The sequence below is a fragment of the Micromonospora sp. NPDC048898 genome (genome assembly GCF_043198035.1).
Lineage (GTDB): Bacteria > Actinomycetota > Actinomycetes > Mycobacteriales > Micromonosporaceae > Micromonospora.
This window is the reverse complement of sequence record NZ_JBICUF010000001.1, coordinates 1,371,432-1,387,123: the sequence shown is the minus strand read 5'-3', so window position 1 is coordinate 1,387,123 and position 15,692 is coordinate 1,371,432. Positions and strand designations below refer to the sequence as shown.

General features: G+C 72.0%; 12 protein-coding genes. 5 read left to right on the top strand and 7 right to left on the bottom strand.

The window, feature by feature from the left end; all coding sequences use genetic code 11:
* Window positions 1-25 precede the first annotated feature (25 nt).
* The gene (locus ACGFIQ_RS06515) at window positions 26-2,371 is read right to left on the bottom strand and encodes an ATP-binding protein (protein WP_393240019.1); all 2,346 of its coding nucleotides are present in this window, start codon (window positions 2,369-2,371) and stop codon (window positions 26-28) included.
* A 185-nt stretch (window positions 2,372-2,556) separates the two neighbouring features.
* Window positions 2,557-5,574, bottom strand: a complete 3,018-nt coding sequence (locus ACGFIQ_RS06510; RefSeq protein WP_393240016.1) for a S8 family serine peptidase — start codon at window positions 5,572-5,574, stop codon at window positions 2,557-2,559.
* A gap of 255 nt (window positions 5,575-5,829) precedes the next feature.
* Between ACGFIQ_RS06510 and ACGFIQ_RS06505 the strand changes: the two genes are divergently transcribed.
* Window positions 5,830-6,834: a hypothetical protein gene (locus tag ACGFIQ_RS06505; protein ID WP_393240014.1), complete on the top strand. Its 1,005-nt coding sequence runs from the start codon at window positions 5,830-5,832 to the stop codon at window positions 6,832-6,834.
* Between the two features lie 17 nt (window positions 6,835-6,851).
* Here the strand turns inward: ACGFIQ_RS06505 and ACGFIQ_RS06500 are convergent, their stop codons facing one another.
* Both ACGFIQ_RS06500 and ACGFIQ_RS06495 read right to left on the bottom strand, forming a co-directional pair.
* Window positions 6,852-8,102, bottom strand: a complete 1,251-nt coding sequence (locus ACGFIQ_RS06500; protein WP_393240011.1) for a DUF222 domain-containing protein — start codon at window positions 8,100-8,102, stop codon at window positions 6,852-6,854.
* Between the two features lie 463 nt (window positions 8,103-8,565).
* Window positions 8,566-9,045 (bottom strand): winged helix-turn-helix transcriptional regulator, encoded by a 480-nt coding sequence (locus ACGFIQ_RS06495; RefSeq protein WP_393240008.1) that lies wholly within the window; start codon window positions 9,043-9,045, stop codon window positions 8,566-8,568.
* Window positions 9,046-9,150: 105 nt separating this feature from the next.
* Between ACGFIQ_RS06495 and ACGFIQ_RS06490 the strand changes: the two genes are divergently transcribed.
* Entirely contained in the window at window positions 9,151-10,692 is a 1,542-nt protein-coding gene (locus ACGFIQ_RS06490; RefSeq protein ID WP_393240006.1) for an MFS transporter, read from the top strand.
* A 118-nt stretch (window positions 10,693-10,810) separates the two neighbouring features.
* Here the strand turns inward: ACGFIQ_RS06490 and ACGFIQ_RS06485 are convergent, their stop codons facing one another.
* The gene (locus ACGFIQ_RS06485; RefSeq protein WP_393240003.1) at window positions 10,811-11,218 is read right to left on the bottom strand and encodes a RidA family protein; all 408 of its coding nucleotides are present in this window, start codon (window positions 11,216-11,218) and stop codon (window positions 10,811-10,813) included.
* Window positions 11,218-12,120, bottom strand: a complete 903-nt coding sequence (locus ACGFIQ_RS06480; protein WP_393240001.1) for an NAD(P)-dependent oxidoreductase — start codon at window positions 12,118-12,120, stop codon at window positions 11,218-11,220. The genes ACGFIQ_RS06485 and ACGFIQ_RS06480 overlap by 1 nt, the downstream gene beginning before the upstream one ends.
* A gap of 28 nt (window positions 12,121-12,148) precedes the next feature.
* On the opposite strand from ACGFIQ_RS06480, the gene ACGFIQ_RS06475 reads away from it, so the two are divergent.
* On the top strand, window positions 12,149-13,054 hold the full coding sequence (locus tag ACGFIQ_RS06475; RefSeq protein ID WP_393239998.1) for a LysR family transcriptional regulator: 906 nt from the start codon (window positions 12,149-12,151) through the stop codon (window positions 13,052-13,054).
* 34 nt (window positions 13,055-13,088) lie between these two features.
* Here the strand turns inward: ACGFIQ_RS06475 and ACGFIQ_RS06470 are convergent, their stop codons facing one another.
* Window positions 13,089-13,955, bottom strand: coding sequence for an oxidoreductase (locus ACGFIQ_RS06470; protein ID WP_393239996.1), 867 nt, complete (start codon window positions 13,953-13,955; stop codon window positions 13,089-13,091).
* A 132-nt stretch (window positions 13,956-14,087) separates the two neighbouring features.
* Between ACGFIQ_RS06470 and ACGFIQ_RS06465 the strand changes: the two genes are divergently transcribed.
* Entirely contained in the window at window positions 14,088-14,972 is an 885-nt protein-coding gene (locus ACGFIQ_RS06465; RefSeq protein WP_393239994.1) for a helix-turn-helix domain-containing protein, read from the top strand.
* Between the two features lie 96 nt (window positions 14,973-15,068).
* Window positions 15,069-15,611, top strand: a complete 543-nt coding sequence (locus ACGFIQ_RS06460) for a TetR family transcriptional regulator (protein ID WP_357072352.1) — start codon at window positions 15,069-15,071, stop codon at window positions 15,609-15,611.
* The last annotated feature ends 81 nt before the right edge of the window (window positions 15,612-15,692 follow it).

Sequence of the window (15,692 nt, the reverse complement as noted above, 5' to 3'; positions counted from 1 at the left end):
CGCCACCCGCACCAGCCGGGACGGCTCAGGCGGGGACGAGTTCCCGGCACCGGCGCAGGGCGGCCAGGGCGAGCGGCGCGTCCCGACCCGCGATCCCGACTTCCAGCTCGGTCACCGCTGCCGCGGCCCGTTCCGGGTCACCCGCCGCGGCGGCGGCCTCGGCCAGCACCAGCACCGCCTCGGCAGCCCACGCCAGGATGCCCTTCCCGCGTACCAGGGTCAGTGCCTCCGTCGCGTGCCGGACCGCCTCGTCCGGCCGCCCGGCCAGGGTCAGCCGGGCCAGCGCCGAGAGTGCCTGCACCAGCGGCCAGATCGCGCCGACGCGCCGGGCATCGGCCACCACCTCCCGCAGCGCCCGCCGCGCCACCTCCCGCTCGTCGTCGTCGACTGCGGTACGGGCCAGCACGGTGGCCAGTTCGGCACGTGCGTCGAGCAGGGTGACAGGCATCCGCCGAGCGTCGGCGACCAGTCGGGTGAGTCGCTGGGCAAGCCCGTCCAGCCGGCCGGCGGCACGGTCCAGGGACAGCTCGGTCGCCTCCACCAGGGCCCTCAGCCGCTCGTACCCGGTCTCGTCGACAAGCGCCCGACCGGCCGCCAGGAGCGCTTCGGCCTGCTCCGGGTGCCCGGCGTGCAACGCGCCCTGCGCCCAGTTCAGGCAGGCCCGGGCATGCTCCCGGGGCCGGTCGGCCAACTCCGCGGATGCCCGCAGCTCGGTGATGATCGCCCAGGCGGCCGGGTCGCCCAACTCCAGGAGCAGCGAGGCGCGGGCGATCCGGACCGCGAGGTGCGCCCCCGGGTCCCCGCTGGCCGCCGCGGCGCTCTCCGCCGCCGCGCAGCGGGCCAGGTGGTCGTCGACGTGCCGGCCGACCACGGTGTCCGGGGCCGCCAGCACCGCGAGCGCCGGGGCCTTGCGTCGCGGTGCGCGCAGGTACGGCAGGGCACGCTCGATCTCGGTGTACCCGCGCAGGGCCTCGCCCTGCTGGCGCAGCATCCGCCCGAGCACCAGGCCCAATTCACCGCGGGCTCCGGGCGGCAGTCTCCGGTCGGCGAGCAGCCGTTCCAACACCGGAATCGCCTCGGCCTGGCTGAGCCCGTCGATGGCCGACCGACCCAACTTGGCGGCCAGCCGCACCCGTACCGGTCGGGGTAACTCGGCGACGTCCATGGTCTGGAGCAGGAAGCTGGCGGCCGTCGCGTCGTCGCCGCGTTCGGTGGCCAGGTCGGCGGCGGCTTCGGCGTTGCGGACGAAGTCCGCGCCGCTGCCGGCCCGGCGGTAGTGGTGGGCCAGTTGGGCGACCGGCCGAGGCAACCTCTGCTCCAGCACCCGTGCGACGCGTAGGTGCAGCCACTCCCGGTTCTCCCAGGGCACCAGGTCGTACACCACCTGGCGGGCCAGGTCGTGCCGGAAACGTAGACCGTCTCCGGCGTCGTGCAGCAGGCCGGCCCGGTGGGCCGCGGTCAGTGCCGCGCCGACCGCCGACCGGTCCAGGCCGAGTACCGCGGCGAGGATGTGCTGGTCCGGTGCCAACCCCAGCACCGCGGCGGCGCCGAGTACCTCCCGGGTGGCATCGTCGAGCGGACGCAGCCGCCACAGCAGCACGTCCCGCAGGACGAACGGGACACTGTCGTCCGCCAACGGGTCGCCGCCCCGCTCGGCGAGCGTCCGCAGCACCTCCTCGACGACGAACGGGATGCCGGCGGTGCGGTCGAGCAGGGTGGCGACCAACCGCTGCGGGGGGTCGTCGAGCCGCAGGGTCCGGGCGGCGAGCCGGCGTACGTCGTCGGCGCCCAGTGGGCCGAGCGCCATGCGCGTGACGCTCCACGGTGGAGTACGCGCCAGTGCGTCGTGGATCGGCGTGCTGCCTCCCGGCGGCACCGTGCGGGTGGTCAGCACCACCGCCAGCCCGTCGACCGGGTGGGTGCTCAGGTAGCCGAGGAACTCGCAGGTCGCCGGGTCGGCCCAGTGCAGATCCTCGAGCAGCAGCGTGGCCGGACTCAGCGCGCTCAGCACCGCCGCGACGGCGCGGAACAGTCGATGCCGCTCGGCCGCCGGATCGGTCAACGGGGGTGGCGCGGCGGGCAGTACGTCGGCCAGTTCGGGCAGCAGCGGCGCGAGGGCACCGGCGACCGGGCTGACGGCACCGGCGTCGACTCGGTCGGCGCTGCCCCGGATCGCGTCCAGCAGCACGCCGAGCGGAAAAGGCTCCGGCACGTCGTCGCACTCGCCGACCAGGTGACTCCCGGGCAGTTCGGCGAGCAACTCGGTGACCAGCCTGCTCTTGCCGATCCCGGGCTCGCCCTCCAACAGGATCAGGCACGGCGGGACTTCGACGAGCCGGCGTAGCCGGGCCACCTCCGCCGCTCGTCCCACGAACTCGACGGGTCCGCGCAGACGTTTGGGGCGAACGGGAGATGGGCCCCCGCCGCCCCGCGTCCTGTCCTCGTCGCCGTCGATCACCGTGGGGCCGAGCAGATCACCCCCGGTGGTACGGACGGCCGGCCGGCGTACCGCCGGTGACCTGGGTCACGCGGCGGCCCGCCGGCCGGTTGCCACCGTCAGGACGTGACGGTGACCGGCACGGTCTTCAGCGAGCCGTCACCATTGCGGAACTCCAGCACCCCCAGGTAACGCTGACCCGGCGCGAGGCCGAACCAGCGCAATGTCAGGTTCGCCGTCGCGCCCGGCCGCACGCTGCGCTGCTTCGGGTCGATGGTGAACCGGCCGGTCGAGGTGCCCGGCGCGCCCGGCAGGTAGCTGGTGATGGTGTACGCGTTCGCGCCGTCCTTGATGTTCTCGGTGAACTCCTGCTCGACGACCACGATGTAGTCCCCGGCACCGTCCGGCAGGGTCACCTTGGCGCCGTCCCGACCACTGGCCGTGGCGGTGACGAACTTCCCGGACTTGTCGTAGACGTTGAGGCTGAACTCGGTGCACTCCAGCACCCCCTCCTCGTCGTCCCAGTCGATGTGGGAGCAGGTGGGCCGCTTCGACGTCACCTGGACGAGTGGGCTGCGGGTCCCGGCCGGCACGTGCAGGGTGGTCCGGCTGATCGACGCGGGCAGCGGCACCGGCAGGTTGTTCGACGTACTCCAGTCCCAGCTCGGCCCGTCGCCGGTCAGGGTGACCGCGTTGCTGGTTCCCGAGGTCAGGCCGGAGAGTTGGGAGATCAGCTGACCCTGGTAGCCGACCTCGGCGGCGATCCGGACACTGCCGAAGGTGCCCTTGCCGGTGATGGTGTCGGGGGCGACAAGTCCGGAGTTGTGCACGACCACCGGGCTGCGTACCTCGTGCTTGAACTGGTCGCGCCAGGTCAGCGAGCCGTCGGCCCAGGTGTCGAACGCGCCACCGGTGTTGGTGACCTCGACGGTGAAGCGGGCGGACCTGCCCGCGGGGATCTGCAGCTTCTTCGGGGTGACCTTGACCTGGTAGCCCGGCGGGGCCTGCACCGACGATGTGTAGGTGCTGGCCCTGTCGCTGACGTTGGTGACCGTGCGGGTCACCGTCTGCTTGCCGACCATCCGGCCCAGCGAGATCGACGGGTAGTTGAGCTGGGCGGTGTCGATGGCACCGATGGTGTCGCAGCCGTCCAGGTCGCCGAGCCCGTAGTCGCCGCCCCGGTCGGCGGACACCCCACACAGGTACCGGATCCAGTCCTGCTGGTTGGAGTCGTAGACCAGGCCCGGATCGAACGCGCTACCCGGCTTCACCTGGCCGGCGCCGTAGTTGAGCGGGGTGGCGTCGTACGTGCCGATCTTTATTGGGTTGCCCCTGTCGGTCTTGTCGACCGCGCTTGTCATCAGCGCCGAGCGGACCGCCGCCGGCGACCAGCCGGGGTGCTTGGCCAGCAGCAGGGCCGCGATGCCGGCGATGTGCGGCGCCGCCATCGAGGTGCCCGACTCCAGGGCGAAGTCGTTTCCGCCGATGGACGGGGAGAACGCCGCGACGATGTCCTGACCGGGTGCGCTGATGTCCGGCTTGAGCAGCTCACCGGCGTTCAGGTTGGACGGCCCGGCCGAGGAGAACGCGGCGACCGCGGGGGCCTCGACGGTCTCCAGCCTGCTCGGCGAGATGGTCGCCGTGGCGTTGCCCTTGGCGACGTACGCGCTGACCGTGGCCAGGTCGACCTCGTTGATGTGCACGGTGGGCACGGCCTGCACGTCCGCGTTCAGCGAGTTCAGCTCGTCGTTGTACAACACCATGCCGACGCCGCCGGCCCGTGCCACCTCGATGCTCTTGTCGGTACGCGGGATCTCGCCGCGCAGGCAGGCCACGATCGCGCCCTTGACCTTTGCCGGATCCAGGGTGTCGTCGGCGCAGAGGCCGGCGCCGTAGGCCCCGTCCGGGTCGAGCGCGCTGTCCTTCGCGAAGACCAGTCGGGCCGGCCCGACACCTGTCTCGCCCATGCCCACACCGGCGATGGTGGTGCCGTTGCCGAGGGTGAGCTTGCGGGTGTTCTGCCGGTCGGTGGTGCTCGCTGCCACCGTGGTCAGCCACGGCGTCGAGTTGTCGACGGTGTTGGCGAACGGGCCGGAGTTGCCGGCGGCGGCGGCGACGAACACGCCCGCCGCGGCGGCGTTGAAGAACGTCGCGTCGACCGCCCCGAACTGCTCGGTGTCGTCACCGATCGAGTAGTTGATCACGTCGACACCGTCGGCGACCGCGTCGTCGATGGCGTGCACGATGTCGATGTCGGTACCTGTCGCACCGCCCGCGCCGTTGTCGTACAGCGCCTTGTAGATCGCCAGGCGCGCGGCCGGCGCCATCCCGGAGATCATGCCCAGGTCCTGGTTGCCCGACGTCGCCCGCACGCCGTGGTTGCCGGCCGCGGTGCTGGCCGTGTGGGTGCCGTGGCCGTTGCGGTCACGAGGCGAGGAGTAGTCGTCCGGGAAGGCGTCGGCGATGCCGCTGTCGTTGTACCAGCGCGCCCCGATCACCTTGTTGTTGCAGGTGACAGGTGCCTCGATGCCGACGTCGCAGGTGCCCTTCCACTTGGCGTCGATGATGGCCTGGTCCGGGCGAGGGCTGGGCAACGGCGCGAAGCTCGCGCTCTCCGGCCAGTACCCGCTGTCGATGACCCCGACGATGACGCCCTCGCCAGCGTGCGAGTCGCCACCGAACTCCTTCTTCCACACCCCGCCCTTGCCGGTCAGGCCCAGGTAGTCCGGGGTGTGCGAGGTGGTCGCGTGCACCTTCCGGCTCTCGTAGACCGCCCGTACACCTCGGGTGGCACGCAGCCGGGCGGCCTGCGGCCCGGTCAGGTCGGCGGCGAAGCCGTTGAACGCGGTCTCCATCGTCACGCGGGTGCGCTCGGCCGGCACGCCGACGTGGTCCAGCACGGACGTGCGCTGCTGGCGCAGGTGATCCCGGTACGCCCTGGCGCTGCCCGAGGTGCGGTTCAGCTTGGCACCGTCGGTCGGCTTCGTCGCCGCGATCCCGGGAACACCGCCGGTGTACGTGGCCAGCGGCTCCTCGTCGAGTTGGACGAGGTAGCGGGCGGTCGGGCCGCTGCTGCTGGTCGGCGCGGCGATGGCGCTGTCGGGCAGGCTGGTCAGGCCGGCCGCGGTCAGTGCCACGGCGGCCAGCATGCTGACCCCGCGCCTGGCCCGTCCGGTCCGATGTGTGTTCGGTTGTGGCACGTCGTTGCCTCCACGTTCGGTGCCGGCCGCCACGACTGATGACGGTGGCCGAAACCTAGGATCGGTATAGATCATCGAGAAGCACTCGTAACCTGGCCGTCACCTTGGAAACAAGCTCGTAACGCAACGGGTACTTTGCGCGTCATTTACGCTGCCGACTCGGGGTTGTCCATGCCATTTCGGCGGGTTTCCGTGCCGTCGATCGATTCGGCCTTCGCGGTCTTCGACGAGCAGGACTCCGGTTGCCTGTCCTGCGGGGTCGAGGAGGCGGACCGGCGTTGGCTCGTCAAGACGGCCAGCACGGCCGAGGGCAGAGCCTCCCTCGACCGAGCCTGCGCGGTGCATGCCGCAGTCCGCCACCCGGTGATCGTCCGTCCAGAGCGGACAGTGCGCGGACCGGCCGGGCCCACGCTCGTCTACCCCTGGTACGACGGCGACGTGTTGAACCACGCCACGGTGCACGGCGCAGACCGCGGCGGGCTGACCCGATTCCAGCAGCTTCCGCTGCCGCAGGTCGAGGCGGCCCTCGACGCGATCCTCGACGCCCATCTCGCCGTCAGCGCCGCCGGCCTGGTCGCGGTCGACCTCTACGACGGCTGCTTCCTGTACGACTTCTCCACCGGCCGGATGCGCCTGATCGACCTGGACGAGTACCGACCCGGACCCTTCCTGCTCGACGCCGAACGGTTGCCCGGCTCGCGGCGCTACATGGCACCGGAGGAGTTCGTCCGTGGCGCGGTGATCGACGAGCGGACCACCGTGCACCTGCTCGGCCGCACCCCTGCACCACCTGCTCGGCTCGAAAGAGGGCTGGCGGGGCAACGACGATCAACGTCGCGTCGTGGACCGAGCCACCAGGGCCGCCCCTGCCACCCGTTACGCGGACGTGCCAGCGCTGGTCCGCGCTTGGCGGCAGGCCGGTTGCCTCCCGGGATGCCCTTGTCGCCGGTCCGCGACGCGCTGCCGCTGCCGCTGCCGCTGGTGGCCTGGTTGTTCGCGGGCGAGAATACCGCCCGCAGTACTCCGGCTCACGCCCAGCGCCGGCCTGCGGCCTGCGGCGCGGCGGCGTACCAACGCGGCAGCGCACCAAAGCACCGGCGCGGCGAGCATGCGGGGGCATCCAGGGTCTCGGTCGTGGGAGAGCCGAGCCGCCGCGTGGGACTGCCTGGATCCGGCTGCACGGCAACAGAGCGTTAAGCGCCGGCTGGTCGTTTCTATGTTCGTCGGTGGTAGTGGTTGCGGCGGGGGAGTTGGTCGGGGTCGAGCCAGGCGGGTGGGATGAATTCGGGGTGGCCGTCGCCGCTGAGTTGCACGGTCCAGTCGTTGTGGTGCAGGTGTCGGTGGTGGTGGCCGCAGAGTAGGACGGCGTTGGCGAGGCTGGTGGTGCCGCCGTCGGCCCAGTGGTGGATGTGGTGGGCGTCGCACCAGCGGGGTGGGCGGTCGCAGCCGGGGAAGGCGCAGCCCCGGTCGCGTAGGACGAGGGCGCGGCGGAGGGGGCCGGTGATGAGGCGTCGTTGTCGGCCGAGGTCGAGTGGTTGGCTGGTGCTGCCGAGGACGGCGGGGAGGATGGCGGCGTCGCAGGCGAGTCGGCGGACCGTGTCGGGGGTGAGGTGCAGGTCGGTGTCGAGAGTGCCGGCACCCAGGTGGCGGGTCAGCTCGTCGTAGCTGGTGGTGATGACGATTTGTGCGGGGTCGCCGCCGTGTTCGGGTAGGTCGGTGGTGCGCAGGGTGAGGCGGCAGAGGTCGGCGAGGGCGTCGTGGCGGCGTTGTGCGGCAGTGCGTTGGTCGTCGGGGCCGCTGGGTGCGGTCAGTGGGTCGATGGCGGCGCGGAGCAGGCCTGCGGTTTCGGTGTCGAGGATGCCGGTGAGTCGTAGGCGGCCGTCGGTGAGGGTGGAGAGGGTGAGATGCCGGTCGCGGGTTGCCCGGGCGGCCTCGGCCTCCAGGGCGGCTTTGGCGGCGGCGTCGGCGATGTCGGGGGCGACGTGGTCGAGGATGCGGGTGCCGAGCTTGCGTAGGAGGGTGGGGTCGAACTGGCCGGCCCACTCAACCAGAACCCCGACGGCCTTGTCTGCTGCTTCCGTGCCGGCGGTGGTGTGCACGGTGGCGACGGTGTCGCCGATGACTCGGGCCTGGTCGATTGTGATGTCCCCGTTTGCCAGAGCGGCGCGGATCCCGGGGTTGCCGGTGTCCAGAGCGGCGGCGAGGTCGACCAGCCGGCGGGCGGCGGGAACGGTGAGGTGGAGTCGCTCGCGCAGCCAGACTGCCGTGCTGGACGCGCCTTGAGCGCGGGCGGTGCCGCGACCGTCGATCTCGCGGACCAGGGCGAGTTTGACGGCGGAGAGGCGTTGCTCCAGGCGGTGCGCGGCGTCGAGTGCCGCGATCAGCTCAGCTTCGGCGAGGGCCCAGGCGGCGTCGTCAACGCAGGCGGCGACCGCGTCGTCTGCCTGCGCCAACTCCTCGACCATGATCAGATACTAGAACAGGTGTACGACAGTTTTCAGTGACCATGATCGATTGAGTCGCGGCGCTCCGCTGGCACAGTCAGGGCCGCATGCGGGCCGGCCTGTATGCCATTTTGCGAGGTGTCGAGCGTGGCTCGGCGGCCCGCACGTCGAGTCACGGATCGAGGGTGAGCTGTGGTTAAGGAACTCGGCAAATTGCCCCCGTAACTTAGGGCGGCTCTGCGCCCCGCATCCCCGACCGCGTCAGATCAAGCCCGCCCGGTGCCCTCCAGTCGCCAAGCGGGTAGGGCCGAACCCGAACCGAAGCTGATCTCGGTCGTGGCCCGCCGGTCGTGGCCTGCCCGCCGGTCTTGGCGCGCCGGCCCTGGTGACTCCTGGCCTCGGCCCGCAGCTCGCTGGTTCCATGTCAGATCAGGCCGGAACCCGCCTTGGGGTGGGGCCTCGTCGGCCGGATGTGCCTAGTTCGTCAGCCGCGCCGGATGAGGCCTGGGCCGGCGGCGATGTCCATGTCGCCGTCCTCTACTTCGTGGCCGGCGGCGCAGCGGAGGACCGCACGGACCGGTTGGCCGCAGTCGCGGTGGGTGGCGACGACGGACGGGCCGGCGTCGTCGGCGGCCCAGGTGTCGCCCCAGTTGCGCAGGGCGGTGATGACGGGCAGGAGTTCGCGGCCCTTGCGGGTGAGCTGGTATTCGTGGCGGGTGCGTTGGCCCGGCTCGCGGTAGGGGATTCGTTCGAGCAGGTCGGCGGCGACCATTTCCTTGAGGCGGGCGGCCATGGCGGGCTCGCCGACGCCGACCCGGCGGACGAAGTCGTCGAAGCGGCGCGTGCCGAGCAGGGCCTCGCGCATGATCAGGACCGTCGACCTGCTGCCCACGATGTCCATGGCTCGGGCCACCGAGCAGTTCTCACTCGACCAGGAGTCGCGGTCGTCTCGGAGATCCTCCATGCCGTCAAGCCTACCTGACTTGCATCACGGTTAGTCAGGTGCTTCACTGAGGGGTGCTGACTTTGGCATGAGCAAGTCAGCCCGACGAGACCCTGAGGAAACCCAGTGACCAGCAGCACCGCAGCTCCACCCGGACCGGCCGGCGCCGTCCGTTCCGCCGTCCGCGGCTCCCGCGCGGTGACCCTGGTCGCCATGTGTCTGGGCGCGATGATCACGTTTCTCCAGATCACCGCGACGATCTCCGCCCTGACCACGATCCAACAGGACCTGCGGGTCGACCCGACCACCCTGATCTGGGTGCCCAGCGCCTACACCCTGATGGTGGCGAGCGTGGTGCTGTCCGCCGCCACGCTGGGCAACCGCTACGGACGCAAGCGCATGTTCGGTGCCGGAGTCGTCGCGATGATCGTTGGTGCCGCCATGGTGGCCGGCGCCCCGACCGTGGCCTGGGTGATCGCCGGGCAGTTGGTCGCCGGCCTCGGCGGGGCCCTGATCCTGCCGAACAGCCTGGCGATCCTCGGAGCGACATTCACCGACCCGCACCGACGTACCGAGGTCATCACCGCATGGTCGGCGGCCTCCGGCATCGGCCTCGCGATCGGCCCACTCATCGCCGGCGCGCTGCTGCGGCACCACCCGTGGCACAGCGTCTACCTGTCCACGATCGTGCTCGGCGTGATCACCCTCGTCGTGGCCGCCATCGGGGTGGCCGAGTCCAGGCCGAGCGCCACCCGACTCGACGTACCCGGCCTGGTGCTGGGCACCGTCGCCATCGCCGCCGCCGTCTACGCGATGATCCAGGGCGGCAGGGACGGCTACGCCAGCCCGGTGGTGCTGGCGGCCTGGATCGTCGCGCTTGTCGCACTTGTCGGGTTCGTGCTTGTCGAGCGGCGGGCCAGCGCGCCCATGCTCGACGTACGGCTGTTCCGGTCCGCGTCGTTCAGCGCCGTCACGGTCGTCGCCGCGGTGTCGCTGTTCGGCTTCACCGGCGTGGCGATCCTGCTGGTCCTCTTCCACGAACGTGCCCAGGCACTCAGCCCGCTGGACACCGGCTGGCGGATGCTCGTGCTCTTCGGCGCCTACGTGCTCGTCGCCTTCGGTGCCGGGCGAGTGATTCGTCGTACCGGCTTCAAGGCGCCCATCGCCCTCGGCCTGGTCCTCGGTGCGGTGGCCAGTTTCGGCCTGGCGACCCAGGGGCCGACCGCGTCGTTCGGTCACCGCTGGGCGTTGTTCGCATTGTTCGGTGCCGCTAGCGGTCTGGTGGTGGCCCCGGCGACGGCGGCGGCGTTGGCCAGCGTCGCGCCCGCGCAGGCCGGCATGGCCGCCGGAGCGGTGAACGCCGCCCGCCAGGTCGGCTCGGTGCTCGGCTCGTCCCTGCTGGGCACGCTCCTGACCACCACGATGCTTGCCGACCTGCCCGACCGGCTGGCCGCGCACCAGGTCGGCGAGCCCACCCGGGCCGCCGTGCGGGCCGCGGTGGCCGCCGGTGCCACCGGCGACCAACCACTGCCCGATCCGGTACGCGCGGCGCTGGCCGAGGCACTGACCGCAGGCGTCCAGGCCGGGTTGCGCGTCAACGGCATCGTCTTCCTCGTCACCGCCGTGCTCACCCTCGCCTTGGTCCGCAACCGGCCGCACCAGCACTGAGACCAGCGCGCCGACCGCGCTGACCGCGCTGACCGCGCTGACCGCGCTGACCGCGCTGACCGCGCCGACCGCACCGACCGCGTCGACCGCACCGACCGCGAAGATCAGCCGATGGTGGTCAACCCGTGGCCACGGCCGCGGTGACCTCGACCTCCAGCACCGCGCCGTCGAGAAAGAGCCGGCTCACCTCGACGGTGGTGCTGGCGGGCCTGGTCTGCCCGAAGTAGCGGTTGCGGACGTCCGCGTAGTCGGCCAGGTCGCCGAGGTCGGTCATGAACGTCCGGACGTGCAGCACGTTGGCGAAGGTGGCGTCGTGCGCCGCGAGCAGTGCGCTGATCAACTCGAAGATCCGTTCGGACTGAGTCCGCACGTCGCCGGGTGCGACCACCGCGCCGGCGTCGTCCACCCCGACCTGACCGGAGAGCATCAGCAGCGCGCCCCCCGGCAGGTCGAGGCGGGCGACGTGCGCGAACCGGTCGCCGAACGGCGCGGTGACAGTCGTCGGATTGTCCAGGATCAGGTTCACTACATCTCCTCGGCTGCGGCTGCGGCTGCGGCTGCGGCTGCGGCGGTGTCGGTGAGACGGGCGATGTCATCCTGCGGATGGCGCGCGGCCGCCAGCGCCGACGCGGCGGCGCGCAGCAGGGGCGCCGGCGCGTCGCCGAGCACGTCGAGGGCGAGCCGGGCGTCCTTGGCGGCCAGGGCGGCGGCGAACGCGGCGTCCGTGGCGGTCGCCCGGGCGACCGCACCGCCGAGTGGCCCGGTGCCAAGTGCATCGATCGCGGTACGCCTGTCGACGCCGACGGCGTCCGCGACGGTGAGCGCGTCCGCGACCGCGGTGACCGCGGTGACCAGCGCGGTGTTGAGTACCAGCTTCAACGCGGCGCCCCGGCCGGAGCCGCCGCAGCGACGGACGGTGCCCAACGTCCCCAGCAGCGAGGCGACCCGCTCGACGACCGACTCTTCCCCGCCGGCCAACACCACGAGCCGGCCCGCCTCGGCAGTTCCGGCGCTGCCGGCGACCGGAGCGTCGACAAGCGGTACTCCCGCCGGCAGCAGCGTGGCCAGTTCGGCCACGGCCCGGGGACCGATCGTGGACATCTCGATCACGGGGGTGCCCGGCCGCAGCGCCAGTACCGCACCGGAGTCGACAAGCGTGTGCCGGACGGCTACCGCATCGGTGAGCATGGTGATCACCACGTCGGCGTCGCGGACCGCCTCGGCTGGGCTGCCGGCTGCGCGTGCCCCGGCGTCGACGAGCGGCCCGGTGCGGGCGGACGTGCGATTCCAGACGGTGAGCCGCTGCCCGGTGGCCAGCAGTCGGCGGCCGATCGCGGTGCCCATCGTGCCCGTACCCAAGAGGGCGATCTCGTTCATGTCGCCAACGCTAGGGGGCGCTGAGTCATGCCACCAGCGACTGTTACGCATCGCTGCCATGCTGGGGGAGCATGTCACGATGCAGTTGAACGCGCTCCAGGTCTTCCGTGCCGTCGCCGAGCACGGCTCCATCTCGGGTGCTGCCCGCAGCCTGCGCTACACCCAGTCGGCGGTGTCCCGACAGATCGCCGCGCTGGAAGCCGAGACCGGGTCGCCGTTGCTGGACCGGCTGCCGCGCGGCGTCGCCCTGACCGAGCAGGGCCGGTGCCTGCTCGGCCACGCCGAGGCGGTGCTCGACCGGCTGGACACCGCCCGGCGGGACCTGGCGGCCCTGCGCGACCTGTCCGCCGGCCGGCTGCGGGTCGGCGCGTTCCCCACGGCGGTCGCCGCGCTCGTGCCACGTGCTCTGGCCAGCTTCAAGGCCGAGCATCCCGAGGTGGCCCTGTCGCTTGTCGAAGGACTCACGCCGGGGCTGCTGGAGCGCCTGGTCGACGGCGACGCCGACGTCGCCGTGGTCAGCGCCGCGGCGGACCAGCCGCTCGACGGCGACCAATTCGACCTGCACCACCTCGTCGACGAGACGCTTCTGGTGGCCGTACCCCGGGCGCATCGGCTCGCCCACCGGCGGACCATCCGCCTGCGCGACCTGGCCGACGAGTCGTTCATCGCCGGTTCGGCGACCGCCGAGGAGACGCTGCTGCGAGCGACCCTGGCGGCGGGTTTTCGCCCGCGCATCGACATCGTCGCGGCCGAGTGGACCGGCAAGCTGGGCTGTGTCGCGGCCGGTCTGGGCGTCGCGCTGGTGCCGGCCCTGGCCGTACGTGCCGCTCCCGCCGACCTGACCCTGCTCCGCCTGCACCCGGACGACGTCTCCGTCCGGCGGATCTTCGCCGCGACCGTCGCTGGGCGGAGCCGACCACCGGCGGTGCGGCGGTTCCTCACCCATCTGGACCGGGCGGCCGGCCTGAGCGAGTTGGGCGGGTGACGCGGACCGCCGTGCGGCGGTCCGCGTCCCGGCGTCACCCGCCGATGGTGTCGAGTTCCTCGATCGCGTCGGCCGGCAGCTCCAGGTCGGCGGCGGCGAGGTTCTCCCGCAGGTGCGCCAGCGTCGAGGTGCCCGGGATCAGCACCGTGGTGGGGGAGCGTTGCAGCAACCAGGCGAGGGCGACCTGCTGCGGCGAGGCACCCACCCGGGTGGCCACGTCGTTGAGTGTGTCGGACTGCAACGGCGTGAACCCGCCGAGCGGGAAGAACGCGGCGAACGCGATGTTCTCCGCCGCGCACCTGTCCACCAGGGCGTCGTCCTGCCGGTTGGCGAGGTTGTAGAGGTTCTGGACGGTGACCACCGGGGCGATGGCCTGGGCCTCGGTGAGCTGGTCGAGCGTGACGTTGCTGAGCCCGAGGTGCCGGATCAGCCCTTCCTGCCGCAGCTCGGCGAGGGCGCCGAACTGCTCGGAGAGGGGATCGTCGCCGGTGCCCTCCGCCACACCGACCCGCAGGTTGACCACGTCGAGGACGTCCAGGCCGAGGTGCTTGAGGTTGTCCCGGACCTGGGCCTTCAGGTCGTCCGGCTCCAGCGCCGGGATCCAGGAGCGGTCGGCGCCGCGGCGCGCGCCGACCTTGGTGACCAGGTGCAGATCCTCGGGGTACGGGTGCAGCGCCTCGCGGATCAGCTCGTTGACCACCACCGGGCCGTAGAAGTCGCTGGTGTCGATGTGCCGGACACCGAGGTCGACGGCCTCGCGGAGCACGGCGAGCGCCTGCTCGCGGTCGCGGGGTGGGCCGAAGACCCCCGGGCCGGCCAACTGCATCGCCCCGTAGCCCATCCGGCTCAGGGTGAGGTCGTCGGCGGGGGTCACGGTTCCGCCGGGAAGGTTCTCGCGCATGTCGTCCTCTATCCGTAATCGGAGTGGATATGCGTCGACAGTGCGTCGGCAGCCGGGGCGGCCGGCAGGGCGAGCTGTTCCTGGTAGTGACACGGCCAGTCACCGGGCCGCCCGGCGATCTACCGTCGGGGCATGGACGCGACGAACCCGCTCGGCGACTTCCTGCGTGCCCGTCGGGAGCAGACCCGGCCCGAGGACGTCGGGCTCGGCCCCGGCGTGGGCCTGCGCCGGGTGCCGGGGCTGCGGCGTGAGGAGGTGGCGATGCTTGCCGGCATCAGCGCCGACTACTACCTGCGGTTGGAGCAGGGTCGCGAACGGCATCCCTCGGTGCAGGTTCTCGACGCCCTCGCCGGGGTGCTCCGGTTGGACCCGGAGGCGACCGCGTACCTGATCGGGCTGAGCCGCACGCGGTCGCGGCGGGCGGTCCGACCGGCCGCGGAGCGGGTGCCGGCAAGCATCCTGCACCTGCTGCGGGAGCTCGACATGCCGGCCTTCGTGCAGAACCGCTACCTCGACATCCTGGCCTCGAACCCGATGGCGAGGGCGCTGTCGCCGAACCTCGCCCCGGGTGCCAACCGGCTCCGCGCGGTGTTTCTGGACCCGGCCGAGCGGGAGCTGTTTCGCGACTGGCGGCAGGCGATGCAGAGCGTGGTGGGGCAGATGCGCGCCGACTCGGGCGGTGCCACCGACGACCCCCGGTTGACGGCGCTGGTGGGGGAGCTGTCCCTCAAGAGCGACTGCTTCCGCCAGCTGTGGGCGCGCCACGAGGTGCGTCGACGGGAGGGTGTGGTCAGCCGGCTGCGCCATCCGGAGGTGGGTGACCTCGACCTGTACTGCGACAAGCTCGCCGTGGCCGGCGCCGACGGGCAGCTTCTGGTGATCTACCACGCCGAGCCCGGTACGGAGTCGGCGCGCTCACTGGCGCTGCTCGGCTCGATCGCCGCCAGCACCCGGGACGACGACATCCCGGACAGCCTGCGGCCCGGTGACCCGGCCCGGCTCTACCCCCTGGAGTGAGCGACGCCCCTGGAGTGAGCGACGCCCCTGGCGACCCTGCGGATTCGAGAGGCGCTCGCCTTGACGGCACTTGTTTGTGAGTGCACACTTACAAACATGCGATCGACTGCCGAGGCCCGCCGGATCACCGTTCTGAACGCCGCCGTGTCGGCGTTCGCGCGCACCGGCTTCCACGCCACCCCGGTCACCGCCGTGGCCGCTGCCGCCGGCATCTCCGAGGCGTATGTCTTCCGGCTCTTCGCCGGCAAGCTCGGGCTGTTCGTGGCGGCCGCCGACACGTGCTTCGAGCGGATCGCGGCGGCGATCGAGGCCGGGGCCGAGCGTGCCGCCGGTGGCAGTGCGGAGGAGATCCTCGACGCGATGGGGGGCGCCTACGCGGAGCTGATCGCCGACCGCGATCTGCTGCTCTTCCAGGTGCAGGCGCAGGCCGTGACCGACATTCCCGAGATCGCCCAGGTGGTGCGGGCCGGCTATCGACGGGTCGCCACCTTCGTGCAGGACCGCTCCGGCGCGAGCGACGCGCAGGTGCAGCAGTTCTTCGCGTATGGCCAGCTCTGCCACCTGATCGTCACCGCCGGCCTGGACCAGGTCCCCGAGCCGTGGGCCCGCGCGCTGACGGCGGGCATCCGCCACCCCTGACACCCGACCACCGACCCTCGGGCCGCGACGGTGGCCACCTTTTTGCCCCGCGAAGTGTGTGAGTGCACACTTACAAACTAG

Coding starts and splice junctions, on each gene's coding strand:
- ACGFIQ_RS06500 (WP_393240011.1), bottom strand. CDS start 8,102: ATGGTCGAGGAGTTGGCGCAGGCAGACGACGCGGTCGCCGCCTGCGTT.
- ACGFIQ_RS06495 (WP_393240008.1), bottom strand. CDS start 9,045: ATGGAGGATCTCCGAGACGACCGCGACTCCTGGTCGAGTGAGAACTGC.
- ACGFIQ_RS06480 (WP_393240001.1), bottom strand. CDS start 12,120: ATGCGTAACAGTCGCTGGTGGCATGACTCAGCGCCCCCTAGCGTTGGC.
- ACGFIQ_RS06475 (WP_393239998.1), top strand. CDS start 12,149: ATGCAGTTGAACGCGCTCCAGGTCTTCCGTGCCGTCGCCGAGCACGGC.
- ACGFIQ_RS06470 (WP_393239996.1), bottom strand. CDS start 13,955: ATGCGCGAGAACCTTCCCGGCGGAACCGTGACCCCCGCCGACGACCTC.
- ACGFIQ_RS06465 (WP_393239994.1), top strand. CDS start 14,088: ATGGACGCGACGAACCCGCTCGGCGACTTCCTGCGTGCCCGTCGGGAG.
- ACGFIQ_RS06460 (WP_357072352.1), top strand. CDS start 15,069: ATGCGATCGACTGCCGAGGCCCGCCGGATCACCGTTCTGAACGCCGCC.